At 69.7% G+C, this 25,179-nt stretch carries 21 protein-coding genes; 12 read left to right on the top strand and 9 right to left on the bottom strand.

The genetic code is table 11. The features are described 5' to 3' along the window. The first annotated feature begins 102 nt into the window (after positions 1–102). Positions 103–1,503, top strand: a complete 1,401-nt coding sequence (locus tag HDA39_RS23140) for a mycothione reductase (protein WP_184798327.1) — start codon at positions 103–105, stop codon at positions 1,501–1,503. Here HDA39_RS23140 and HDA39_RS23135 read toward each other — a convergent pair. Further along, a complete protein-coding gene (locus HDA39_RS23135) occupies positions 1,500–2,960 on the bottom strand; it encodes an LLM class flavin-dependent oxidoreductase (RefSeq protein WP_184798325.1) in 1,461 nt (486 codons plus the stop codon). The genes HDA39_RS23140 and HDA39_RS23135 overlap by 4 nt on opposite strands. Positions 2,961–2,992: 32 nt before the next feature. Here HDA39_RS23135 and thpR point away from each other — a divergent pair, with 32 nt between their 5' ends. The 4 genes from thpR to efeB are packed head-to-tail and all read left to right on the top strand — an operon-like array spanning position 2,993 to position 6,874. Beyond that, positions 2,993–3,556, top strand: coding sequence for an RNA 2',3'-cyclic phosphodiesterase (thpR, locus tag HDA39_RS23130; protein WP_184798323.1), 564 nt, complete (start codon positions 2,993–2,995; stop codon positions 3,554–3,556). A 42-nt stretch (positions 3,557–3,598) separates the two neighbouring features. Then, the gene (gene efeU / locus HDA39_RS23125) at positions 3,599–4,435 is read left to right on the top strand and encodes an iron uptake transporter permease EfeU (protein WP_184798321.1); all 837 of its coding nucleotides are present in this window, start codon (positions 3,599–3,601) and stop codon (positions 4,433–4,435) included. 28 nt (positions 4,436–4,463) lie between these two features. Then, on the top strand, positions 4,464–5,606 hold the full coding sequence (efeO, locus tag HDA39_RS23120; RefSeq protein ID WP_184798319.1) for an iron uptake system protein EfeO: 1,143 nt from the start codon (positions 4,464–4,466) through the stop codon (positions 5,604–5,606). Next, positions 5,606–6,874: an iron uptake transporter deferrochelatase/peroxidase subunit gene (efeB, locus tag HDA39_RS23115; protein WP_184798317.1), complete on the top strand. Its 1,269-nt coding sequence runs from the start codon at positions 5,606–5,608 to the stop codon at positions 6,872–6,874. The genes efeO and efeB overlap by 1 nt, the downstream gene beginning before the upstream one ends. A 47-nt stretch (positions 6,875–6,921) precedes the next feature. On the opposite strand, the gene HDA39_RS23110 is transcribed toward efeB, so the two are convergent. The 4 genes from HDA39_RS23110 to HDA39_RS23095 form a co-directional block, all read right to left on the bottom strand. Further along, positions 6,922–7,761, bottom strand: coding sequence for an ABC transporter permease subunit (locus HDA39_RS23110; protein WP_184798315.1), 840 nt, complete (start codon positions 7,759–7,761; stop codon positions 6,922–6,924). After that, on the bottom strand, positions 7,754–8,734 hold the full coding sequence (locus HDA39_RS23105) for a carbohydrate ABC transporter permease (protein WP_184798313.1): 981 nt from the start codon (positions 8,732–8,734) through the stop codon (positions 7,754–7,756). The genes HDA39_RS23110 and HDA39_RS23105 overlap by 8 nt, the downstream gene beginning before the upstream one ends. A gap of 85 nt (positions 8,735–8,819) precedes the next feature. Next, positions 8,820–10,136: an extracellular solute-binding protein gene (locus HDA39_RS23100; protein WP_184798312.1), complete on the bottom strand. Its 1,317-nt coding sequence runs from the start codon at positions 10,134–10,136 to the stop codon at positions 8,820–8,822. A 259-nt stretch (positions 10,137–10,395) separates the two neighbouring features. Continuing rightward, on the bottom strand, positions 10,396–11,478 hold the full coding sequence (locus tag HDA39_RS23095) for a LacI family DNA-binding transcriptional regulator (protein WP_184798310.1): 1,083 nt from the start codon (positions 11,476–11,478) through the stop codon (positions 10,396–10,398). A gap of 97 nt (positions 11,479–11,575) precedes the next feature. Between HDA39_RS23095 and HDA39_RS23090 the strand changes: the two genes are divergently transcribed. Next, entirely contained in the window at positions 11,576–13,261 is a 1,686-nt protein-coding gene (locus HDA39_RS23090) for an acyltransferase (RefSeq protein WP_184798309.1), read from the top strand. Between the two features lie 110 nt (positions 13,262–13,371). Next, positions 13,372–14,475 (top strand): hypothetical protein, encoded by a 1,104-nt coding sequence (locus HDA39_RS23085; RefSeq protein ID WP_238356128.1) that lies wholly within the window; start codon positions 13,372–13,374, stop codon positions 14,473–14,475. Here the strand turns inward: HDA39_RS23085 and HDA39_RS23080 are convergent. Then, complete coding sequence (locus tag HDA39_RS23080) at positions 14,411–15,748, bottom strand: MFS transporter (RefSeq protein WP_184798307.1); 1,338 nt, start codon at positions 15,746–15,748, stop codon at positions 14,411–14,413. The two genes, HDA39_RS23085 and HDA39_RS23080, sit on opposite strands and share 65 nt — an antisense overlap. Further along, positions 15,745–16,308: an ArsR/SmtB family transcription factor gene (locus tag HDA39_RS23075; RefSeq protein WP_184798305.1), complete on the bottom strand. Its 564-nt coding sequence runs from the start codon at positions 16,306–16,308 to the stop codon at positions 15,745–15,747. The genes HDA39_RS23080 and HDA39_RS23075 overlap by 4 nt, the downstream gene beginning before the upstream one ends. Before the next feature lie 156 nt (positions 16,309–16,464). Here HDA39_RS23075 and HDA39_RS23070 point away from each other — a divergent pair, with 156 nt between their 5' ends. The 4 genes from HDA39_RS23070 (at position 16,465) to HDA39_RS23055 (ending at position 21,443) form a co-directional block, all read left to right on the top strand. Continuing rightward, positions 16,465–16,830 (top strand): hypothetical protein, encoded by a 366-nt coding sequence (locus HDA39_RS23070; protein WP_184798303.1) that lies wholly within the window; start codon positions 16,465–16,467, stop codon positions 16,828–16,830. Positions 16,831–16,902: 72 nt separating this feature from the next. Further along, complete coding sequence (locus HDA39_RS23065; RefSeq protein WP_238356127.1) at positions 16,903–18,168, top strand: class I SAM-dependent methyltransferase; 1,266 nt, start codon at positions 16,903–16,905, stop codon at positions 18,166–18,168. Beyond that, on the top strand, positions 18,165–19,283 hold the full coding sequence (locus HDA39_RS23060) for a hypothetical protein (RefSeq protein WP_184798301.1): 1,119 nt from the start codon (positions 18,165–18,167) through the stop codon (positions 19,281–19,283). The genes HDA39_RS23065 and HDA39_RS23060 overlap by 4 nt, the downstream gene beginning before the upstream one ends. Positions 19,284–20,801: 1,518 nt before the next feature. Beyond that, positions 20,802–21,443, top strand: a complete 642-nt coding sequence (locus tag HDA39_RS23055) for a DUF1345 domain-containing protein (RefSeq protein WP_184798299.1) — start codon at positions 20,802–20,804, stop codon at positions 21,441–21,443. Between the two features lie 1,088 nt (positions 21,444–22,531). Here the strand turns inward: HDA39_RS23055 and serC are convergent. Then, a complete protein-coding gene (gene serC / locus HDA39_RS23050; protein WP_184798296.1) occupies positions 22,532–23,656 on the bottom strand; it encodes a phosphoserine transaminase in 1,125 nt (374 codons plus the stop codon). A 153-nt stretch (positions 23,657–23,809) separates the two neighbouring features. On the opposite strand from serC, the gene HDA39_RS23045 reads away from it, so the two are divergent. Further along, positions 23,810–24,280: a YkvA family protein gene (locus HDA39_RS23045; protein WP_184798294.1), complete on the top strand. Its 471-nt coding sequence runs from the start codon at positions 23,810–23,812 to the stop codon at positions 24,278–24,280. A 1-nt stretch (position 24,281) separates the two neighbouring features. Here HDA39_RS23045 and HDA39_RS23040 read toward each other — a convergent pair whose 3' ends face one another. Beyond that, positions 24,282–25,115: a phytanoyl-CoA dioxygenase family protein gene (locus HDA39_RS23040; protein WP_184798292.1), complete on the bottom strand. Its 834-nt coding sequence runs from the start codon at positions 25,113–25,115 to the stop codon at positions 24,282–24,284. Positions 25,116–25,179 lie beyond the last annotated feature (64 nt).

Raw genomic sequence — 25,179 nt, 5'->3', positions numbered from 1 at the left:
CCGGGCACGGCGCCTTCAAGTACCGACCCCCGCGGCCTTTCGGTTCGCGAACGGCTGCCGGGGGTGGCGTGCCGGCGTTTGGCGACAAGGTCAGAATGGGGTGTGACTCACTACGACTTGGTGATCGTCGGCACCGGCTCCGGCAACTCGATCCTGGACGGGCGGTTCGCCGACCTGAAGACGGCGATCGTCGAGCGCGGCACCTTCGGTGGGACCTGCCTGAACGTCGGCTGCATCCCGACCAAGATGTTCGTGCACACCGCCGACCTGGCCAAGACCCCGTCGTACAGCTCCCGCTTCGGCGTCGACGAGGACCTGATCGGCGTCCGCTGGCCGGAGATCCGGGACCGGATCTTCGGCCGGATCGATCCGATCGCGGCCGGCGGCGAGGAGTACCGCGAGCACCACGCCGACAACGCAGGAGTGACCGTCTACCACGGCACCGGGCGCTTCACCGGCACCAAGGAGCTGTCGGTCACCGCCGCGGACGGGTCCGTCCGGGTGATCACCGCCGACCGCATCGTGCTCGCCGCCGGCAGCCGGCCGAACCTCCCGTTCGTGCCCGGCCTGGCCGAGGTCGGTTACCACACGTCCGACACGATCATGCGGCTCGGCGAGCTGCCGGCCCGGCTCGGGATCATCGGCAGCGGGTTCGTCGCGGCCGAGTTCGCGCACGTGTTCTCGTCGCTCGGCGTCGAGGTCACGCTGATCGCGCGCTCCGGCCTGATGCTGCGGCACGCGGACACCGAGATCGCGACGCGCTACACCGAGGTCGCCTCCACGGCGTACGACGTCCGGCTGAACCACGACACGGTCAGCGCCCGGCGTCTCGAGGACGGCTCGATCGGGCTGGAGACGCTGAGCCCGGAGGGCCGCGACGAGATCGTCGTCGACGAGGTCCTCGTCGCCATCGGCCGCCGCCCGAACTCCGACCTGCTCGACCCCGCCGCGACCGGCGTGACCGTCGACGAGGACGAGCGGGTCGTCGTCGACGCCCAGCAGCGGACGGTTGTCGACGGCATCTACGCGCTCGGTGACCTGTCGTCGAAGTACCAGCTCAAGCACGTCGCGAACCACGAGGCCCGCGTCGTCCAGCACAACCTGCTGCACCCCGACGAGCAGATCGAGTCCGACCACCGCTTCGTCCCGTCGGCCGTCTTCGGCTCGCCGCAGGTCGCGTCGGTCGGCCTGACCGAGGAAGAGGCGGTCGAGCAGGGCGTCTCGTACGTCGTGGGCCGCGCCGAGTACGCCGGCATCGCCTACGGCTGGGCGATGGAGAACACCACCGGCTTCGCCAAACTCCTGGCCGACCCGGCCACGGGTCTGTTGCTCGGCGCCCACATCATCGGCCCCCAGGCCAGCTCGATCCTCCAGCCCGTCATCCAGGCGATGAGCTTCGGCCTGGACGCGCACTCGATGGCCCGAGGCCAGTACTGGATCCACCCGGCGCTGCCCGAGCTGATCGAGAACGCTCTTCTCAACCTCCCGCTCGAGAGGAGCTAGCGGAAGGCGGCGATCACCTCGCCCGCGGTGTCGAGCGGGCTCAGATCGTCGTCCAGGTCCGGCAGGCTGAACATCACCTCGGCCGCCCCGGCGTCGGCGAGCTCCCGGAACCGGCTGACCTGGTCGGCGACCGTGCCCGCGTTCACGGCGGCGGCGTACTTGGCAGGGTCCTGGTTCCGCGGCCGCAACTGGTTGACCAAGGCATCGACCTCACGCTGGTCCCGGCCGATCAGCGTCGTCGACAGATGGGTGAGTTCGATCTGCCGCGGCCGGGTCTTCAGGTAGGCGGCCTTCTCCCGCACCTGGTCCGGGGTGCCGAACACGTTGGCCGCATCGGCGTACCGAGCCGCCAGCCGCAGCGTCCTCGACCCGCTTCCGCCCACCAGCAGAGGCACCCGCTCCTGCAACGGCCGCGGGTAACACGTCGTGTCCGGTACGTCGAGAACCTTGCCCCTGAAGGGTTTGTTGCCCGCTCCCCACATCGCCGGCAGCAACCGCAACGCGTCCTCCAGCAACGCGTATCGCTCACCGACCGCCGGAAACTCCCACCCGTACGCCTTGTGCTCGGCCTCGAACCACCCCAGTCCGACCCCACACACGGCCCGCCCGCCACTCAACACATCCAGCGTCGCGACGATCTTCCCCAGGTGCGCGACGTTCCGGTACGTGATCCCGCTGACCAACGTCCCCAGCCGCACCCGCTCGGTGCACGCGGCCAGGTACGCCACCGTCGTCCAGCTCTCCAGGAAGTCCTCCCAGGCCCGCCCCACCTGCGGGATCTGCCGGAAGTGATCCATCACGTACACCCCGTCGAACCCCGCCGCCTCAGCCCGTACGCCGACCTGCCGGATCCACTCGCCCGTGCTCTTCCGCCCACCCTTGTGCGTGTAGCTGCTCAGCTGCAGCCCGAACCGCAACCCCTGCGGCGCATCGACCTCCGCTCGCACCTCCGGGGTGACGAACACCTCCGGTACGACGCGAACCTCCGTCGCCGCCTGCAACACCTCGTCGAACCCGTCGCCCGGCAGCTCCTTCTTCACCACACCCCACGTCTTCAGCTGACTCGTGAGCGCCTCCGCCGGGATCCGCTTCGCACGCTCCCGATTCCGCCGCCGGCACTCGGCCGCCGGCGTATCGAACGCCACGGCCACACACGGCACCCCCTGCTCCCGAGCCAGCGCCAACCACCCCAGCCGCCGCTCGCGATCCATCCCCAACGTGTCGATGACAGTTGTCAGCCGCCGCTTCACGCGCTGCCGAACCACCTGCTCCAGCAACGCGAACGCATCAGCACTGGCCGCCAGGTCGTCCTCCCCGGCCCCCACCAACGCCCGCAGCCGATCACTCGACACCACCAGCTCCGCCGCGAACCGTTCCGCCGCCCAGGTCGACTTCCCCGCCGCCCCCGGTCCCACCAGCACCACCACGCACGGCGACGGCAACTTCCGCTCATCCATATCTCAGTGTGCAGTCTCGATATCCTGGGGTCATGCGATTGTTCGTGGCTGTTGTGCCGCCGGTGGAGGTTGTCGAGCATCTGAGTGAGTACGTGGAACCGCGCAGGTCCCATCCGGACGAGGACGTCCGGTGGGCCAGTGACGAGACCTGGCACATTACCCTCGCGTTCCTGGGTGAGGTGCCGGAGTGGAAGACCGACGAACTGGGCGAGGGGCTGGAACGGGCCGCCGCCAAGCAGAAGCCGTTCGACCTGAGTCTGGGCCGGGCGGGCGCGTTTCCCGGCGTACCGGATGCCCGGGTGCTGTGGACAGGCGTGCAGGACGAGAGCGAGGCGCTCAAGCACCTCGCGATGACGACGCGGTCGGCGGCCAACAAGGCCGGCGTGAGCGTCGACGGGCGCAAGTTCACGCCGCATCTGACGCTGGCCCGGCTGCGCCGGCCGATGGATGTGGTGCGGTACGTCCGGGTGCTCGACGAGTACCAGGGACCGGCTTGGCGGGCGGACAGCCTGCGGCTGATCTCGTCGCGGCTGGGCGAAGGGCCGGGCCACGGTGCGGCGTACGCCACAGTAGGCGAATGGGATTTCTTAGGTTAGCCTTCCGAAGGTTAGACATACCTAAGCTCCAGGAGTACCGCCATGCTCGCCAACTACCTCATCGGACTGCGTGAGGGACTGGAAGCATCCCTGGTGGTCAGCATCCTGGCCACCTTCCTGGTGAAGTCGGGACACAAGGACCGGCTCAAACTGGTCTGGGCCGGCGTGGCCGCGGCGGTCGCCGTCGCGGTCGCCGGCTGGGCCCTGCTGCAGTTCATCACCTCGCTGACGGCCAAGTCCTTCACCACCCAGGAGACGATCGGCGGCGTGATGTCGATCGTCGCGGTCGGCTTCGTCACCTGGATGATCTTCTGGATGCGCAAGGCGTCGCGCAGCATCGCCAGGGAGTTGCGGGACCGGATGGGCGCCGCCCTCGAGGTCGGGCCGTACGCCGTCGTGCTGCTCGCCTTCCTGGCCGTCTTCCGCGAAGGCATCGAGACCGCGTTCATCGTCTACGCCTCGGCCGCGACGGCGACCACCGCGACGCCGTTCGTCGGCGTACTGCTCGGTCTGGCCACGGCGGTCGGGCTCGGCTTCGCCATCTACCGCGGCGCGGTGAAGATCAACCTGGGCGTGTTCTTCAACTGGACCGGCGCCCTGCTGATCCTGGTCGCGGCCGGCATCTTCGCGTACGGCTTCCACGACCTGCAGGAGGCCGGCATCCTGCCCGGTCTGCAGACGCTGGCCTTCGACATCTCCCACGTGATCCCGCCGGACAGCTGGTACGGCGTGGTGCTGAAGGGGATCTTCAACTTCAACCCGGCCCCGACCGTGATCGAGCTGACCGCCTGGCTGGTCTACCTGATCCCGGTCCTGCTGCTCTACCTCCGCCCGGTCAAGCAGACGCCGGCACCGCCCGCGGTCCCCGCCCAAGCCTGAACCACCCCGTCCGTCGACAAGGAACGCCATGAACCCGATCACCACCCGCCGCGGTCTCGCTGCCGGCGCCGTACTGCTGCTGGCCGCCCTGGCCGGCTGTGCCGAGGACACACCGGCGGCCGCGCCCGGCGACACCACCGGCCCGGTCGCGGTGAAGGCTTCCGACGACGGCTGCGACCTGAGCCGGCGCGACGTGAAGTCGGGGACCAGCACGTTCTCGGTCTCCAACGGCGGCAGCAAGGTCACCGAGTTCTACGTGTACGCCGAGGGCGACCGCGTGATGGGCGAGGTCGAGAACATCGGCCCGGGCCTGAAGCGCGACCTGATCGTGGAGCTGCCGACGGGCAAGTACCAGGCGGTCTGCAAGCCCGGCATGATCGGCGACGGGATCCGTGGTGAGCTGACCGTGACCGGTGACGCGGCCGCGCAGGTCGACACCGACACCGCGCTGAAGGACGCCACGGTCAGCTACCAGCGGTACGTGAACTCCCAGGCGATCGCGCTGGAGGAGAAGACCACCGAGTTCGTGACCGCGGTCAAGGCCGGTGACGTCGCCAAGGCCAAGGAGCTGTTCCCGATCTCGCGCACGTACTGGGAGCGGATCGAGCCGGTCGCGGAGTCGTTCGGCGACCTGGACCCGAAGATCGACGCGCGGGTGAACGACGTCGAGCCGGGCACGGAGTGGACCGGGTACCACCGCATCGAGCAGGCGCTGTGGGAGAAGAACACCACCGCCGGCATGGCCAAGTACGCCGACCAGCTGCTCGTCGACGTCAAGACCGTGGTCAGCAAGGCCAAGACCGTCCAGCTGAACCCGCTGCAGCTGGCCAACGGCGCCAAGGAACTCCTGGACGAGGTCGCCACCGGCAAGATCACCGGTGAAGAGGACCGCTACTCCCACACCGACCTGTGGGACTTCCAGGCGAACGTCGAGGGCTCGCAGGCCGCGATCCAGGCCCTGCGCCCGGCCCTGCAGCAGCGTGACGCCGCACTGGTCACCACACTGGACACCAACTTCAAGGCCGTCTTCGCCGCCGTCGACAAGTACCGCGTAGGCGACGGCTTCAAGCCCTACCAGCCCACTGCCGACGAGCGGAAGCAACTCGGCATCGTCGTCGACGCCCTGGCCGAGCCGGTCAGCAAGGTCGCCGGAGTGATCGCGAAAAAGTAATGACAGACCAGCAGAAGGGCATCTCCCGTCGCGGCCTTCTCGGTGCGGCGGGAGCAGCTGTGGCCACCGGTGTCGCGGGGTACGCCGCGCACTCGGTCATCAGCAACGAGGAATCGCACGCAGCCGACACCACCGGGCCGGTCGAGTTCTACGGCGAGCACCAGGCCGGGATCGTCACCCCGGCCCAGGACCGCCTGCACTTCGCGACCTTCGACGTCACCACCGACAAGCGCGACGCGGTGATCGCTCTGTTGAAGGAGTGGACCGCAGCGGCAGCGCTGATGACCGCCGGGCGCGACATCGGCCAGTACGGCGCGGTGAACGGCCCCGCCGAGGCCCCGCCCGAGGACACCGGCGAAGCCGTCGGCCTGCCGCCGGCCCGGCTCACGCTCACGATCGGGTTCGGCCCGAGCTTCTTCCAAGATGCCAAGGGCAACGACCGGTTCGGCCTCAAGACCAAGCGCCCGAAGGCACTCGTCGACCTGCCGCACTTCATCGGCGACAACCTCGACCCCGCCCGCAGCGGCGGCGACATCGCCGTCCAGGCGTGCTCCGACGACCCGCAGGTCGCCGTCCACGCGATCCGCAATCTCGCCCGGATCGGCTTCGGCACCACCGCCGTCCGCTACTCCCAGCTCGGCTTCGGCCGGACGTCGTCGACGTCGCGCGCGCAGACCACGCCCCGCAACCTGTTCGGCTTCAAGGACGGCACCAACAACCTCAAGCTCGAGGACACCGCCAAGCTCGAGGACCAGCTCTGGGTCCAGCCCGAGGACGGTCCCGACTGGATGGTCGGCGGTTCCTACCTGGTGTCACGCCGGATCCGGATGACCATCGAGACCTGGGACCGGACGTCGCTCAGCGAGCAGGAGACCATCGTCGGGCGCGGCAAGGGCACCGGCGCACCGCTCGGCAAGTCCGACGAGTTCGACGCCATCGACTTCGAGGCCAAGGGCAACGACGGCACACCGAAGGTCGCCACCGACGCGCACATCCGGCTGGCTCATCCCCAGTTCAACAACGGCGCCGAACTGCTCCGCCGCGGCTACAACTTCGTCGACGGCTCCGACGGACTCGGCCGCCTCGACGCAGGCCTGTTCTTCCTCGCCTACCAGCGCGACCCGCGCAAGCAGTTCATCCCGATCCAGAACCAGCTCGCCCGCTCCGACGTCCTGAACGAGTACATCCGCCACGTCGGCTCCGGCATCTTCGCCTGCCCAGGCGGCGTACCAGCGGGCTCGTTCTGGGGCGAGAGACTCTTCAGCTGAACGCCGAAGCACCCGGCCCCAGGAAAGGGGCCGGGCGCAACGAGAAGCTACTTCACCGCACCCGCGGTGACGCCGGCGACGAAGTGCCGCTGGGCCAGCAGGAAGCCGATGACCACGGGGATGCTGACCACCAGAGCGGCCGCCATGATCTGGTTCCAGTAGATGTTGGTCTGGGTCGAGTACTGCCGCAACCCGACCGACAACGTCCGGTTCGCCTCGGTCGTCATCACCGACGCGAACAGCACTTCTCCCCAGGCCGTCATGAACGAGTAGATCGCGACCGCGATCACCCCGGGCCGGGCAGCGGGCAGTACGACGCGCCACAGGGCGCCCATCGGCCCGCAGCCGTCGACCATCGCGGCCTCGTCCAGCTCGCGCGGGATGCTGTCGAAGTACCCGGCCAGCATCCAGATCGAGAACGGCAGGCTGAACGTCAGGTAGGTGATGATCAGCCCGAGCCGGGTGCCGACCAGTTGCACGCCGAGCCCGTTGTTGATGTTCACGAAGATCAGGAACAACGGCAGCAGGAACAGCACGCCGGGGAACATCTGGGTGGACAGCACCGTGGTGGTGAACACCGTCCGCCCGCGGAACTTGAACCGCGACACCGCGAACGCGGCCAGGATCGCCAGCACCACCGAGAACGCCGTCGCGGCGACCGCGACGATCGTGCTGTTCACGAAGTACCGGGCCAGCGGCACCGTCTTCCACATGTCGATGAACGGCGCGATCGTCAGGTTCGACGGCCACCAGGTGAACGCGCCCTGCACGTCCTTCAGCGGCTTGAGCGACGACGTGATCATGACGTACAGCGGGATCGTCACGAACAGCCCGAGCACGATCAGGACGACACCGCGGTAGATCTTGAAGCCCTGGGTCTCACGCACGACGCGACCTCCTTCCGGTGACGAGCAGATAGATGCCGGTGACGATCATCAAGAAGATCAGCAGCAGCACCGACATCGCGGCGCCGGTGCCGAAGTTCCAGGTCAGGAACGACGCGTTGTAGATGTGGAACGTGATCAGGTCACCGGCCGGCGGCTGCGCCGTACCGAACAGCACGTACGGCGTGTTGAAGTCGCTGAACGTCCACAGGAACAGCACCAGCACGAGCACCAGGTTGACCGGCCGCAGCGACGGCAGCGTGATGTTGCGCCACTGCCGCAGGTTGCCGGCGCCGTCCACCGAGGCGGCCTCGTACAGGTCGCCCGGAATGCTCTGGAGCCCGGCCATCAGCGTGAGGAAGGCGAACGTCCACAGCTTCCAGGTCGCCACCGCGATCAGGGAGACCAGCGCGTTGCCGCCGATCAGCCAGAACGTGGTGCCGTCGCTGAGGTGCAGCTGCTCGAGCACGTGGTTCACCGCGCCGGTGTCGCGCTGGAGCATGAAGTTCCAGGTCAGGATCCCGGCGTACGCCGGGAGTGCGTACGGCACCAGGAACAGGGTGCGGAGCATGGCACGGCCCTTGAACGGCGGCTGCAGCGCGACCGCGGCGGCCATGCCGAGCACCCACGAGAGCGCGACGGTGACGAGGGAGAAGACCACCGTGACACCGAACGACTTCAGCAGGCCCTCACCGACGGCGTTGTCGAAGTCGAGCGCGATCTTGTAGTTGCCGAGCCCGGCGGCGGGCGCGGCGGACCAGTTCGCGATGAAGAACTTGGTCAGTTTCACGAAGCTCATCCAGATCCCGACGATCATCGGGATGATGTGGATCAGCAGTTCGGCCAGCACCGCGGGTGCCAGCAGGAGGTACGGAAGCCACCGGTTCAGACCGGGCCGGCGTTCGAGACCGGGCTTGCTCTTCTTCTTCGCAGGTCGCGCGGCGGCCGGCGTCGCTTCCTGTGTGGCGACGGACATCTCGGGAGTCGCCTCCTGTCTTCTGGATGGTGGGCTGACGCGGGCAGTGGCCCGGACGAACTCGCCCGGGCCACTGGTCACGCGGTCAGCTGCTCGCGGCCACCTGGTCCTCGGCGGTCTTCAGTGCCGCCTTGACGTCGTCGGCGGACACGGTCCCACCGGTGGCGATCTTGGCGAACATGCCGTTCATCGCCTTGCCCACGGTGGACTCGAACTGGTCCTCGGCCGGTACCAGCGGCAGCGGCTTGGACTTGGTGTTGTAGATGTCGGAGAACGTCGCCGCCTCCGCCGCGTCGGTGGTGAAGGCCGGCTTGGCGTCCTTGAGTACCGGCAGGGAGGCGAACGGCTTGCCCAGCGTGGTCTGGGTGCCGCCGTCGGTCATGTACTTGACGAACTTCAGCGCCGCGTCCTTGTTCTTGGTGTTCTTGAACACCGACAGGTTGATACCGGCCACGTGGCTGGCCACCTGCTCGCCGGCGGCCGGGGCCGGGAACGGCACGACGCCGTACTCGCCGGCCTTCATGCCGTTGGCAACGATCGAGGAGTTGGCGTTGTTCTGGTTGATCACCATCGCGACCTTCTTGGTCGCGAAGTCGTTCACCGACTTGGTGCCGTTGTCGTACTGGGCGTTCGAGGGGTTGGCGACCTTGTCCTTCTGCATCAGGTCGAGGTAGCGCAGCACGCCCTGCACGTTGCCGTCACCGGTGAAGGTCGGCTTGCCGTCGGCGTCGAACCAGTCGGCCTTGTTCTGCGCGGCGTTGATGAACGCGAAGTGCACGTTCTCGGTGTAGCTGCCGGCCGCCAGCGCCATGCCCCACTGCTTCTTGGCGGGGACGGTCAGCTTCTGCGCGGCGGTGACCATCTCCTCCCAGGTCTTCGGCGGCTGCAGGCCGGCCGCGGCGAACATCGCCTTGTTGTAGTACAGGCCGTAGGCCAGACCGTAGAGCGGGACCGAGGTCGGGTCGGTGCCTTCCTTGCCGCCGGTCGCCAGAGCCGTCGGCACGAACTTGTCCTTCCCGCCGATCGCCGTCATCGCGTCGCCGTCGAACGGCAGGAACGCGTCGGTCGCCTGCAGCGAGGCGGCCCAGGTGTTGCCGATGTTCACCACGTCCGGGGCCTGGCCGGAGGTGATCGCGGTCTGGATCCGGGTCTGCAGGTCGTTCCAGCCGATCACCTCCAGGTTGACCTTCACGCCGGTCTCCTGGGTGAACTTCTCCAGTACCGGGGTCAGGACCTGCTTGTCGTTGTCCAGGCTGGTGCCCTGGTTGCTGGCCCAGTAGGTCAGCGTGGCGTCACCGCCACCACCGCCGGAGGAATCACCGGAGTCGCTGCCACCACAGGCGGCCAGGCTGATTCCCAGGGCGGACACCGCTACTGCGGCTACAAACGAACGCAGTCTCACGTCGGACTCCCTCGTCCCATCGAGCCTCCGGCAGGGAGCGGAGGCTGGTTGTTAGGGCCCAGAGTGGCCTAACCGGTTAAGTTGGTAAACCCTAACCGGTTCAGTCGGGTCGTGTTCGTTACTGGTCCGTGACCAGAACGGAACCGGCTGCGGGTTATCGGCAGCTTCGCGCACGAGTGCGCAAGGTGCGGTTGCGGCCGTGTTGCGGTTCGGTCTGGTACGGCCCGCTGTGGTGGTCTGTACGGCGCGCGGTGGTGGTCTAGTACGGCGCGCGAGCGCTGGACTCGCGGGTGCGCAGCACCCCGCCGGGAGCCTCGACATGCAGCTGAGGGTCGCCGGCGGCGATCCGGAACAGCAGGTCGGCCGCCGCCCGGCCGCGTTGCATCGTCTGCTGGTCGACCGCCGTGATCCCCGGCCGAGCCAGCTCGCACAGGGGCGAGTCGTCCCACGCCACGATCGACAGCTCGTCCGGTACGACGGTGCCGAGCTCGGTGGCGACCCGCAGCGCCGCCACGGCCATCAGGTCGTTGCCGAGCACCAGCGCGGTCGGCCGGTCGCCGTCGGTGAGTACCTGGCGCGTGATCTCGGCGCCGTCCTCGTACCGGTAGCTGCCCTCGTGGTGCCGGACGCGGATGCCCCGCCGTACGGCGTGCTCCTGGAGAAGCTGCACCCGGAGCTTCTCGTGCACGAAGTGGAACGGCCCGCTGACGTGGGCGATGTCCCGGTGGCCCAGCTCGACCAGGTGGTCGAGCAGCAGCGCCACGGTCTCCTCCGGCGAGCTGATCAGCCGGCCGACGCCGTCCGCCGGTGCGTTGGAGCTGACCACGACGCTGGGCACGCCCAGCTCCTTCAGCAGCGGGATGCGTGGGTCCTCGTGGTGCTCGTCGAACAGGATGAACCCGTCCACCCGGCCCTGCCGGCTCCAGCGCCGCAGGACGTCCAGGTCCTCGCCGTGCTCGCCGGTCAGCCGCAGCAGCAGGGAGGAGTCGACCTCGTTCAGGTACTGCTCGATGCCGACCAGCGTGCGCATGTAGAACGCCTCGGTGGAGATCAGCGCCGGGTCGCGGGCGATCACGATGCCGATCGTCCGGGTCCGGCTCGCGGACAGCGCGACGGCCGCCGAGTTCGGGTGGAAGCCGAGCTCCTCGGCCAGCTCGAGCACCCGCCGCCGGGTCTCCTCGCTGACGCCGGACCGCCCGTTCAGCGCGTAGGAGACCGAGGCCTTCGAGATGTCCAGGCGGCGGGCGAGGTCGCTGATCGTGACCCGCCGGCCAGGGCGTGCGGCACCGCCGGCCGGGGTGTCGCCGGCGGTCTCGCCGTCCGAGGACCCGGTGTCGATCATCTGTGTCTCCCGCCCCGCATGTCCCGGAGAGTAGCAGCGCGTCTCAGCGACTGGCCGTCGTGAGGCGGCTGTCCCGAGTTACGGATAGCGTTATCCCATGGTCGATCGCCTGGATTTCCTGCCCTGGGAGTACGCCCGCCGTGCCACCGCCGAGGAGCGTGCCGAGCAGGCCGAACGCCACCGGGAGCTGGGCGGAAAGGTCGAGCTCGCCGAGGATGTGTACATCGCGTCGACGGCGGCCGTCTTCTGTGACGAACTCCGCATGGGCGAGCGGTCGTACCTGGCCGCGAACAGCTACGTGACCGGCGAGGTCAGCCTCGGCGCGGACTCCACGGTCAACCCGTACGCCGTGGTCCGCGGCAAGATCACCATCGGTGACGGTGTCCGGATCGGCGCGCACACGTCGCTGCTGGCCTTCAACCACGGCAGCGGCCGGACCGACCAGCCGATCTTCCGCCAGCCGCACACCGCGCTCGGCATCACTGTCGGTGACGACGTCTGGATCGGCTCGAACGCGATCGTCCTGGACGGCGTCACGATCGGCCCGCACAGCATCATCGGCGCCGGCGCGGTGGTCACCAAGGACGTCCCCGCCTGGTCGATCGCCGCCGGCAACCCCGCCCGCGTCCTGCGCGACCGGCGGGAACCAGCCGCGTCCCGCCCGGCCGCCGCCTCCCCGGCGTCCGCCAGTCTCCGGACAAGTACCGACCTGCCCGAACGCTTGGCCGCCTTCGCCTCCCGCGCCCGCGACCAGGTCGGCGACGTACTGGCCCGCTCGTACGACGGCGACCGCTTCATCGACCGTCCCGGCATCGACGCCGAGCCCGCGATCCGCCCCTGGTGCGACGCCGTCGAGATCTCCGACCTCCTCCTCCGCCGTACGCCGGAGGGCCACACCGCCGACGACCTGATCCGCCGTCTCCGCTCCCGCCAGGACCCGGCGACCGGCCTGCTCGCACCGGGCGACCTGGCGGGCGACGACAAGCCCGACTTCACCGGCCTGAGCGTCCTCCAGGGCGCGGCCAGCTACCACATCCTCTGCGCCGGCTACGCCCTCCAGCTCCTCGGCAGCAGCTTCGAGCACCCCATCGTCCTGCCCACCGACCTGCCCGCCAAGCTCGACGCGTTGCCGTGGGCAAGGAACTCGTGGAGCGCCGGCAGCGGACTCGACGCCCTGGGCACCGCGATGGCCCGGAACATCTACGACCACGACGTCGACCCCGGCGACACGTTCTTCACCACCTTCGGCTGGCTGACCACCCGGGCCGACCCGGCGACCGGCGCCTGGGGCAACCACCACCCCGACGACGGCTGGCTGCAGGTCGTCAACGGGTTCTACCGGCTCACCCGTGGCACGTACGCCCAGTTCGGCCTGCCCCTGCCGTACCCGGAGCAGGCGATCAAGACCGTGCTCACCCACGCCCAGGACCGCACGGCCTTCTCCGGCGACGGCTACAACTCCTGCAACGTGCTCGATGTCATCCACCCCCTCTGGCTGGCCGGCAAGCAGACGGCGTACGGACGCGCCGAAGGCGAGCGCTGGGCCCGGGAGATCCTGGACGGCCTCCTGGACCGCTGGGTCGACGGCGAGGGCTTCGCCTTCGCCCCGGACGGCACCGACGACCGGTCGATCCCCGGACTCCAGGGCACTGAGATGTGGCTGGCCGTCATCTGGCTGCTCGCCGACTACCTCGGCACCGCGGAACCCCTCGGCTACAAGCCCCGCGGTGTCCACCGGCCCGACCCGCTGGTCACGCCGCCCGGAGGTCATCTACTAGCCTGAGCCGGTGGACCCCCGGACCCGACGGCTCGTCACCTCTGTCGTACTACTGGCCCTCGTCGCCATCGTGGTGGTCGCCTCGCTCACGCGCTGACGGGCTACCCTGGCCCGCCATGAGCACCCCGACGCGGTCGCCGTACCTGATGAGGGCGGGGCTGGTCCGCAACGTCCGCAGCGGCGAGCACCTGACGACCTTCGTGGTGTCCGGGGTGGCGACTGTGCTGATCACGCGGCTGATCCTGCAGCTCAGCGGCTACCCGCAGATCGGTGGCAAGGGCCTGCACATCGCGCACGTGCTGCCCGGCGGCCTGCTGATGCTGGTCAGCATCGTCCTGCTGCTCGCGTACGTCGGCCCGGTCGTCCGCCCGGCGGCCGCCTTGGTCGGCGGGGTCGGCTTCGGCCTGTTCATCGACGAGGTCGGCAAGTTCGTCACGTCGGACAACAATTACTTCTACCAACCCACCGCCGCGATCGTGTACGTCGTGTTCGTGCTGATCGTGCTGGGCAGCCGGTTCGTCACCACCCGGCGGCCGATCGACCCACGCGAGCAGCTGGCCAACGTGGTCGACCACGCCGTCGAGGGGGTCGCCGGTGGGCTGTCCCGGCGTCGGCTGGCCCAGGCGTCGGAGCAGCTGCGCCAAGTGGGGTCGGACGTTGCCGGGCGGCGTGAGACGCGCGCACTGCTCGCTGCGGTCGAGCCGGACGAGGTGGAGCTGGCCGCACCCGTCGACGCGGCCTGGCGGGCGGTGCGGCGGGGCTTCGACCGGCTGGCCACGCATCCGTACGCGCCGGCCGTTGCTGTCGGCGTACTGGTGGTGCAGGCGCTGGGCGCTCCTGCGATCGCCGCAGGCATCCGCTTCGACCGGGGGCAGCTGCTGACGGACTTCCCCGTGCTGGGCGTGGCTGCTGGGAGCGTGCTGTCGGCAACCTTCACCGTGCGAGGGGCGCTGCGGCTGCGGGCACGCGATCGCGCCCGGGCTGTGCGGCTGTTCGAGCTCGCCGTACTGGTATCGCTGCTGGTGACTCAGGTGTTCCAGTTCGCCGGGACGCAGTTCGCCGCGGTCGGTGGGATGCTGCTCGACCTCGTGCTGCTCGGTCTGCTCGGTGCCGAGCGCGACCGGCTGCGGCGCGAGGCCGAGCCCAGTGTGGAGACTACTGCGATGAAGCAGCTGCCACCTGACGGTCCTTTGTTTCCGGAGGATCCGAACTCGGACTAGCGTGCCGTTGCCGCCCGCCCCAGTTCTCGCCGCGGCCGAAGACGAGTGGTGACGTGGTGGCGGCGAAGTAGACGGCACCGGCGGCGAGCAGCGCCGGAGCCATGCCGATGCCGGCGATGGCTGCTCCTGCGACCACACCGCCCAGCGGTACGCCGGTCCAGGCCAGGGCGTCGCCGAGCGAGTTGACCCGGCCCAGGAGCGGGCGGGGGATCCGCTCGATGAACAGTGCGCCGAGCACCGGGTTGATGAAGCCGGCGCCGACTCCGGCGATCGCGCAGACCACCATCAGGCTCCACAGCGGACTGTCGAACGCCATCACGAGGAAACGCGGGGCGCCGCAGATCAGGAACGCCGCGGTGAAGACCAGCTTGCGCGGGACCCGCTCGCCGACCGCCGCCGCGACCAGGGCGAAGAGGGTGGCCGACAGGCTGAAGACGGCGAGCACCAGGCTGAAGTGCTCGGGGCCGTAGCCGTGGTCCCTGATCCAGACGGGCAGCAGCACCACCGAGAAGGCTGCGTCGAGCAGGTTCGTGATCGCGATCATGATGATCAGGGACAGCAGCAACTTGTCGCCCCTCAGGAACTGCCAGCCCTCCCGCAAACGCTCCAAGTACCGGCCCTCGACGGCCTGACCTTCGGCTCCTTCACTCGTGGTGCTCTGGCTCTGGTCCTGGTCCGCATGCCTGCCAGGGATCCAGCGCTGGATCAGCAACGCACACAGCCCGAACGACAGCGCGTCGATGATCAGCGCGTTCGCCTCCCCGACCAGCGCGATCAACGCCCCCGCCACCGCGAACGCGATGAACCCCGCGAGCCGCTCCGTCGTACTCTCCAGCCCGGTCACCCGCTCCAGCGGAGTCTTGGCCGCCGCCGCGATGTCCGGGATCAGCGTTCCCTTCGCAGCATCGCCCGGCCCTCGCAGCGCACCCGCGACCGCGACCAGGACCAGCAGGACCGGGAAGCTCAACGCCTGCAGGTGATGCAGCAACGGGATGAGTGCAACGACCACCAGGCTGGCGGTGTCCGTGGTGACGCTGACCCGCTTCGGCCCGATCCGATCGATCAGCGGCCCGCCGAGCGCTTTGCTGAGCACCAGCGGCAGCATCTCCGCCAGCGCGACCACACCGGTCTTGACCGGCGACCCCGTACTCATCAGCACGAACCAGGGGATCGCGATCGTGCTCACGCGCGTGCCGCAGACCGACACCACGTTGGCGATCAGGAACGCGATCAGCGGCGCCCTGTACGGCGTACTGGCTTGCTGGGTGCTCATTGCTGCTCCCAGGGGAAGGTCTGGATCTGGACGGTGACCTTCTCGGTGCCCTCCGGAGCCGGCTGGGTCAGGTCCGTCCGGTACTTCTCGAACACGGCCAGCAGCTCGCCGTTGAGGGCCTTGGCCTGGTCCGGCGTCAGGTGGAAGGCCCAGTCGGACAGCATCGTCGCCTCGCGCCACTCCGGCTCCAGCGTCTGCCAGCCGTTGATCGCGCGGAACATGTTCTCGGCGTAGGTCTGGCCGACGCCGTGCAGGAAGCCCATCGTGAGCTCCGGCTCGGTCTGCAGCAGTGCGGCGGCGTCGAACTCGGTGCTCTGGTGCGACGCCTTCCACCACCGGTCCCGGGCGTTGCCGCGGCTCTCGTCGTCCTCCACCAGCCCGGCCTCGGCGAGCTGGCGCAGGTGGTAGCTGGTGGCGCCGGTGTTGACCCCGAGCCGCCCGGCCAGCGTGGTGGCGGTCTGCGGGCCGTGGATCCGCAACAGGCCGACGATGCGGTTGCGCATCGGGTGCGCCAGGGCCCGCAGGACCCGGCCGTCCAGCTGGACGTTGTCGTCACTCATGATGCTGACTCTAGAACTACAAATCATCTTTGCAAAGCTATTTTGCAAACTAGCTTTGCGGTTGTTGTCCACAGCTCTCGAAGTTGCGTCATCGGATCGCCTCTCGCGCGGCACCTTGTTCACGAGAGCGAGCAACCAACACCTGGAGGTAGAACCATGCTGCGCGTGATGCTCGAGGACGCCGACTACTGCGACGTCCCCGCCGACCTGATGACCTTCGACGACGGGGTGGTCGTCTTCTGGCGCGAGGGCGAGGAGGTCGGCCGCCACCGCCAGCTCCGGATCCGCTCACTGGAGGTGATCAGCGCCCGCTCGATGACTCGCAAGATCGAGGAGGCCCGCAAGGCTCATCCGAACGCCTTCCGCGTCTGGACCGAGGACCAGGAGCAGCTCCTCGCCAAGCTGTGGCACGAAAAGTCCACGCTGGAAGAGCTCGTGGCCGCTCTTGGCCGCCAACCAGGCGGGATCATCACCCGGCTGAGAGCCCTCGGCCTGCTCGGCGAGGACGAGAAGTTCGCCTGACGACAACCCTCCGGACAGTGGCCGAGCGAGACCCTTTTGTGACGGAAGGAAGTGGTCGGAGACAATGGCCCGATGCGTACCGAGCTGGAGCCGGTCTCGACCCCGGACATGGACCCGGAGGCCACGGACGAAGAGTCCGGGCCACTGGGGGCGATCCGGGGTGCTCTGCTCGCCCAGCAGACCCTCGTCCGCGCGATCGGATCCGGGCGGCGGCGGGGTGCGGAGGCACCGGCGTACCACCGCGTCGAGCTGCGGTACGTCGACCTCAAGTCCGGTCGTCACCTGCAGGTCACCGAGTTCGACGAGCGGCAGTCGCACACCCGCAACGCACCCGCCGACAGCGCGGAGGCGGGGCAGGTGGTCGACGAGCTGCTGCGCGCGCCGTACGGGAACTGGCACGTCGAGACGACCGGCGAGACGCTGCGCCTGCGGTACACCAAGAAGGGCAAGCTGCTGCTGCACCGCGAGCAGGACAGTCGCGAGCAGTGGACCGACCACGACCGGACCAAGCAGCGGGTGCTGGACCCGGCCGCGCCGTTCCTGGTCGAGCTCGGGATCAGCGATCACCACGGCAAGGTCAAGCCGTCGCGGCAGTCGAAGTACAAGCAGATCGAGGAGTTCTGCAAGCTGCTCGCGCCGGCCCTCGACGAGGCGATCGCGGCGGGCCGGATCGCGACCGGTCGGCCGATGGAGGTGGTCGACCTGGGCTGCGGCAACGCCTACCTCACGCTCGCGGCGTACCACCTGCTGACGGCAGCCGGCCACGACGTGCGGATGACCGGGATCGACCACAACCCGGCGGCCCGTGCCCGCAACACCAAGCGGGTCGCGGCACTCGGCTGGCAGGAGCACCTGCGGTTCGTCGACGCGACCATCGCCGACGCGCAGCTGGAGGTCCGGCCGGACGTCGTACTGGCGCTGCACGCCTGCGACACGGCGACCGACGACGCGCTCGCCCGGGCGGTCGGCTGGGAGGCGCCGCTGGTTCTCGCGGCACCTTGCTGTCACCACGACATCCAAAAGCAGCTGAAGAGCGTCGTACCACCGGCGCCTTATGCCTTGATGACGAGATATGGCATCGTTCGGGAGCGGCTCGCCGACATGCTGACGGACTCGTTGCGTGCGGCGGTGCTGCGACAGGTCGGCTACCGGGTGGAGGTGGTGCAGTTCGTGGACAGTGAGCACACGCCGCGGAACCTGCTGCTGCGCGCCGCCCGGACCGGAGCGACCGCGGGACCTGAGGTCCGGGCGGAGTACGAGGAGCTCGTCGGCGCGTGGCAGGTCACGCCCCGCCTGGCGACGCTGGTCCAGGATCTCGACCGCGAGGCGGTGTCGTGAGTTTGCTGCGCACAGTCCTGACCGTGACGGCGGCGAGCCTGCTCAGCCTGACCGGAACGGCTCTCCCGGCGGGAGCAGTTGGTACTCCTGACCAAGGTCTGGTGATCCAGGCCGAGCGGGCGGCGGATCCACCGCCCGCGCCGAAGAAGCGGTTCTCGATCAAGGACGACCGGGTGGACCAGTCCTCAGGTCTGGCCAGGAGCCAGAACTACGAGGGCATCTGGTGGACGGTCAACGACTCCGGCGAGTCGCCGGAGGTGATCGGCATCGACAACGAGGGCAAGGTCCAGGCGGTGCTCGGCCTGAAGGCGCCGGTCAAGGACGTCGAGGCGATCGCGGTCGACAAGAGCGGCACGATCTACGTCGCCGACATCGGCGACAACAAGAAGAGCCGCTCGATGATCGAGGTCTACACGATCCCCGAGCCGAGCAGCCTCGAGGACAGCGAGAGCGTGAAGTTCCACCGCTACGACTTCGAGTACCCCGACGGCGCGCACGACGCCGAGACACTGCTGATCGACCCCGAGTCGCGGCGCCTGTTCTTCGTCACCAAGGTCAGCTCCGGCAAGGCCGGCATCTACGCCGGCCCCGAGCAGGCCTCCCGCGAAGGCACCAACGAACTGAGCAAGATCGCCGACGCCCCCGCCGGCGTCACCGACGGCACCTTCCTCCCCGACGGCAGCACCGCCGTCCTGCGCAGCCTGACCGACGTCGCCACCGTCGAGTGGTCCGACGAACCCAACGTCATCGCCCGCGCCACCACCCCCACCGCCCAAGGCGAGTCGATCGCCCTCAGCGACTCCGGCAACGCCATCATCATCGGCAGCAAAACCTCGACCATCTACGAGGTCGCCGTCCCCACCCGCAAACCCGCCGCCACCCCCACCACCCCCAAAGCAACCCCCACCCCCGCCGCCGACGCAGCAGACTCCGGCGCCCCCAAGAGTTCCCACAACCTCCGCTGGATCCTCATCGGCGCCGCCGTCTTCGCCATCGTCATCACCTTCCTCACCTTCCCCCCAGGCCGCCGCGAACGCCTAGACCGCATGGCCGAAAACGCCCGCCTCACCGGCCAACCCCCACCAGACCCCCACGGCCGCCGCCGAGCCGCCTGATCTACTGACCACCGGCACGCCGCACCAACCACCGGCACGCCGCACCAGCCGCCGCCTGCCCTCGCCAGCCCCCGGCATTCCTCGGCAGCCTTCGGCAGTCCCGGCGCGCCACCCTCCGTCCCGGCCCACCGCCCGCACACCGCGACCAGCCCGTGCCGCACAGCGTGCAAACGCCCAGTGGCCCGGTGCCGATCCGGGGCGACCCGGCCGTCACCGCTACTCGCGCAGGGCGCCCACCCCGACCCGCCCCCTCCCGCGCAGCGCGCCAACCACCCCTCGCGGGCGCCCACGGCGTCCCCCCACAGCCACACAGCTCACGCCGGTGACCGTCCCACACGAGCGACCGGCTGCACACCGCTGACTACCCCGACACCGGTGACCACCCCATGCCGGTGCCTATGCCCGCTCACCCCCATGCCGTGACCACTCGATACCGGTGGGCCGCGACCGCCGGTGCCCCGCGCCGACCTACGTCGCCCCTGGCGCTTCGGCATACCTGCCCTCCCACCCGCCGCCCGCACACTGCGTGCGCCACCTCGCCTCTCCGCTCGCCACCCACACAACCGCGCGCTCACCACGACCCCGCCCGCGCCGGTGCCCCTCACGCCGACGCCGGTGACCACCCCCCACGCAGACGCCCCTACGCAGACGACCGCCCACGCCGGTGACCACCCACGCCCGACGACCACCCACGCAGACGACCGCCCACGCCGGTGACCACTCACGCCGGTGACCACTCACGCAGACGACCACTCACGCAGACGACCACTCACGCAGACGACCACTCACGCAGACGACCACCCCGGCCGGTGACCCGCGCGCCCGCCGGTGCCCGTGCCGACCTCCGTTGCCCCTGGCGCTTCGGCACACCCTGCCCTCCCACCCGCCGCCCGCGCACTGCGTGCGCCACCTCGTCCCTCCGCTCACCACCCACACAACCGCGCATCACCATGACCCGCCCGCGCCCGTGCCCCCTCACGCCGATGCCGGTGACGACCCCACGCAGAAAACCGCCCACGCCGGTGACCACCCGCGCCGACGAGCGCCCGCGCCGACGAGCGCCCGCGCCGACGAGCGCCCGCTCCGGCCGACGCCACCCACGCAGACGCCACCTACGCCAGTGACCACCTACGCCGGTGACCACCCACACCCGACGACCACCCGCGCCGACGACCACCCACGCCCGACGACCACCCACGCCCGACGACCACCCACGCCCGACGAGCGCCCGCGCCGATGAGCGCCCGCGCCGATGAGCGCCCCGCGCCGACGACCGCCCGCGCCGGCCGACGCCACCCACGCAGACGACCGCCCGCGCCGATGCCAGTGACCACCCACGCCCGACGACCGCCCCACGCCGGTGACCCGCGCTCCCGCCGGTGCCCCTGCGGACCTCCGTCGCCACTGGTGTTCGGCACACTTGCTCCTCGACCACTCGCCGCCCGCGTAGCGCGCCGCCTCGCCTCCCCGCGCGCCGCCCGCACAAGCGTGCTCACCGCGGGGCTGGGAGGATGCAGCATGCGCTGGTGGAATCGTGAGTCCTCTCGGCAGTTGTTGTCGACGCCGTTGGCGTTCTTGTGCGTGCTGGTGCCGGGGGACACCTTGGTGAGGGTGCTGGCCGCCTGGGACTTCTACGCCTGCGGGTATCTGCTGCTCACCTGGTACGCGTACCGCGGAGCCGACGCGGCGCGGCTGCGGGCGATCGCGCTGGCTTCGCGGCGACGGAGGTTGACCGATCGGCTGTTCGCGTCGCCGCCGGAGCAACTCTCGCAGGCGGCCGCGGCGTTCGCCCTGATCGCGACCGTCTACGCGATGCCGCAGGCGCGGGATCTGGGGGTGCCGTCAGGGCTGGTGCTCGGGATCTGTGTTGTCGCCGTCCTGAGCAGCTGGCTGTCGCTGCAGTCCGGCTTCGCCGTTGCCTACGTGAGTCTGTACGCCGAGGACGGCGGCCTGGATTTCCCAGGCGACGAGGAGCCGGCCTTGGTCGACTTCGCCTACTTCGCGGTCGCCGTCGGCACCACCTTCGGCACCACCGACATCACCGTCACCAAACCCCGCATGCGCCGCCAGGTGCTAGCCCACGGTGTCCTGGCGTTCCTCTTCAACACCCTCGTCCTCGCCGTAGCGATCACCATCATCACGTCGTACATCGCCGCCTGACCCACCCAGGCCCCGCACGACACCCCGCAGACGACAGCCTCACGACCCGCGCGCCCCTGCGATTCCCCGCCGCCTTGCCCACATCCGCGTTGACCATCGCCCACCATTTCGCGGGTTGACCCATCAAATGCGAAGGGCGAGGGGACCGGCGGAACCAGCTGCGAGAGTCGGCCGGGGCCTGCCCGGTGTACCCGCCAGTTCCCGGGCCGGGGACCCGCCGGATGCCGGGCGGGGACACCCGGGCTTCCCGGACGTGCATCCATTGCATGCGGGCGTCGGCCCACCGGTTCCCGGACGGAGATCCATCGCGTGCGGGCACGGCCCGCCGGCTCCTGGGCATGGGCCCGCGGGATTCCGGGCACGGGCCCGCCGATTCCCGGACACGGCCCGCCAGTTCCCGGGCGGGGACACCCGGGCGTCGGCCCACCGGTTCCCGGACGGAGATCCATCGCGTGCGGGCACGGCCCGCCGGCTCCTGGGCATGGGCCCGCGGGTTCCCGGGCACGGGCCCGCCGATTCCCGGACACGGCCCGCCAGTTCCCGGGCGGGGACACCCGGGCGTCGGCCCACCGGTTCCCGGGCAAGGACCCCGCCGATTCCCGTGCACGGGCGCGCTGGTTTCCGGCACGGACCTGCCGGTTTCCGGGCAGGGACCCGCCGATTCCCGGGCACAGGCCCGCCGGTTCCCGGGCGCTGACCTGCCGGTTCCCGGGCGTGCATCCGCGGTACCGGGCCGATGTTTGCGAGGGCCCAGCGGATCTCCACCACTCAGTAACCTTGTCAGAAAGGGGCTGCGGCGGGAGGTTTGAGCGTGGCCGGTGCTCGGTTGCGGGGGTTAGTGAGTGGTGCAGGTTCGGGCTGCGTGGGTACGCGCCGGGAGCCCTGGCGCTTGGGGTGTGGGCCGGCGGCGCCCGGTGGTGGTGCTGGGCGCAGGGGATGGTCTGGCGCTGCGGGCTGCCGCGCTTGGCCTGCCTGCTGTCTGCGCGACGTCCCACCTGCCGCCGGCTCGAGCAGCTGGGCCGACTGTCCTGGCAAGGGGAAAGCGCGAAGCCCCCGACCAGGTGGCCGGGGGCTTCGAGACAGGTGGCTCAGCGCAAAGCGTCGACGGTGTAGTCGATGGCCTGGGTGAGTTTTTCCACGTCGTCGGGGTCGACGGCGGGGAACATGGCGACGCGGAGCTGGTTGCGGCCGAGCTTGCGGTAGGGCTCGGTGTCGACGATGCCGTTGGCGCGCAGGGTCTTGGCGACCGCGGTGGCGTCGATGGAGTCGTCGAGGTCGATGGTGCCGATCACCAGGGAGCGGGCGTCGGCGTCCTCGACGTACGGCGTGGCGTAGTCGGACTTCTCGGCCCAGGTGTAGAGCCGGTTGCTGGAGTCGGTGGTGCGGGCGACGCTCCACTCCAGTCCGCCCTGGCTGTTGATCCAGTCGGTCTGCTCGGCCATCAGGAACAGCGTGGACAGCGACGGTGTGTTGTACGTCTGGTTCTTGCCGGAGTTGTCGATCGCGGTGGCCAGGTCCAGGAACGCCGGGATCCAGCGGCCGCTCGCGGTGATCTCCTCGACCCGGGCCAGCGCGGCGGGGGACAGGATCGCGATCCACAGGCCGCCGTCGGAGGCGAAGCACTTCTGCGGGGCGAAGTAGTACGCGTCGACGTCGTTCAGGTCGACCGGCAGACCGCCGGCGCCGGAGGTCGCGTCGATGGCGACCAGCGCGCCGTCGTCGGCACCCTCGACCCGCTTGACCGGCGCCATCACGCCGGTGGAGGTCTCGTTGTGCGGCCAGGCGTACAGGTCGACGCCGGCCTCGGCGACCGCGACCGGACGGGTGCCCGGGTCGGCCTTGATCACCGACGGCTCACCCAGGTGCGGCGCCTGCTGGGACGCCTTGGCGAACTTCGAGGAGAACTCGCCGAAGCTCAGGTGCTGGCTCTTCTCCCGGATCAGCGCGAACGTCGCGATGTCCCAGAACGCGGTCGAACCGCCGTTGCCGAGCACCACCTGGTACCCGTCAGGCAGGTTGAACAGGTCGGCCACGCCGTCCTGCACGCGCTTGACCAGGTTCTTCACCGGGGCCTGGCGGTGCGAGGTGCCGAGCAGCTTCGCGCCCTCGGTCGCCAGCGCGGCGACAGCCTCGGGATGGACCTTCGACGGCCCGGCGCCGAACCGGCCGTCGGCGGGCTTGAGCTCTGCGGGAATGACAATGTCGCTGGTCACCAGCGGTGTCCCTTCGTCGTCTGGCTGGTTCCTCGCCGACGACGCTGTCAGCACTTCTCAGTCTTCCACACCGCCGACACGCCGCTCCACCCGCCCCAGATCCCGGACACGGAAGAACCGGTGGGTGGGAGCGTGCGCCTCTAGAGTTGGTGGATGGTGTTCTTCGGTGGACTGCTGGCGTTGATCGGGCTGGTGACGCTCGTCTTCAGGGACGGGGATGTCGCCGGGGTGCCGGCGGTGGGGCTCGGGATCGGCCTGCTGGTGGTGGGAGCGGCTGCGGCCGCGCTGGGGGTCTGGCGGAAGAAGGTCGTACGCCGGCGCAGGCGCGAGCGCGGAGAGCCGGAGCCGGTGGGCGACGTGTTCGAGCGGGCGAAGGCCCTGCCTCGGCTGATCGGAGCGGCCCGGCGCGGGGAGTACCCGGGGCTGCCGACCAGCCGGATGGCGTTGTGGGGTTTCGCTGTGCTCTACCTGGTGTCGCCGATCGACGTACTGCCTGAGCTGCTGCCGATCATCGGGGTGGCCGACGACGCCGGTGTCGCGGCGTGGCTGTTCACCAGCGTGTCGACGGCCGCCGGGCTCTACCTGCGCCACGAGCGGGACCAGGACAAGCACCTCCGCCCCTGACCTACTCGTGCTTGCGGAAGAACGACTCCGTCCCCGTCAGTACGGCGACCGGCCCGTCCGCCGTCTCCACCCACTCGCCGCACGCGCCGCCGCCCACGGAGACACCGAGGTCGAGCGCCGTACCGTCCATCCGCAGCGCCGGGTGGTAGTACTCCGCGACCTGCTCGGCCTCGCCCTGGATGTAGTGGCCGATCAGCGCGCGCCGGAAACGGTCCTCGGTGACGTTCGGCGCGCTGCCGTGGACCAGCGCGCCGTGGAAGAACAGCACGTCGCCGGGCTCCATCTCCACCGGTACGGCGGCGTCCGGCGCGGGCAGCGGCACGGTGACGTCGGTGAAGCTGACCTTAGTGTCGGCCTTCTCGGTGCACAGGATCGGCCAGCGGTGACTGCCGGGAACGACCTGGAGACACCCATTCGCGACGTCGACACGATCGAGCGCCATCCACGCGGCCACGCACGTCCCCGGCTCGGCCTTCAGGTAGAAGTTGTCCTGGTGCAGCGCCTGCCCGCGCGACCCAGCCGGCTTGAAGTAGAGCATCGTCTGGACGGCGTACGGCGACCGCCCGAGCAGCCCGGTCATCACCTCGTCGAGCCGCGCGTCGATCAGCCACTGCAGCGACACGTCGTCCCAGCGGTGCATCTGCGCCATCCGCGGGTACCGCTTGAGCGGGTCGCGGGCTCCGGCCGCGACCCCGACCAGGTCGTTGGCGTACCGGTCGCGTGTGCGCAGCACCATGTAGTGCTCGCGCAGCCGCTCGGCCTCGTCCGCGCTGAACAGCCCGCGCACCAGCGTGTACCCGTCGCGGTCGAACTCTTCCTTGGACGAAACGCTCATCCCAGCCTCCTCGGTTGCCTCTAGTCTGTAAGCCGGCAACGCGAACAGCGATGCACGAACGACG

Source organism: Kribbella italica (assembly GCF_014205135.1).
GTDB classification, from domain to species: Bacteria; Actinomycetota; Actinomycetes; order Propionibacteriales; family Kribbellaceae; genus Kribbella; species Kribbella italica.
Note: the sequence above shows the minus strand (reverse complement) of the source record. Positions and strands in the feature narration are given on the sequence as shown.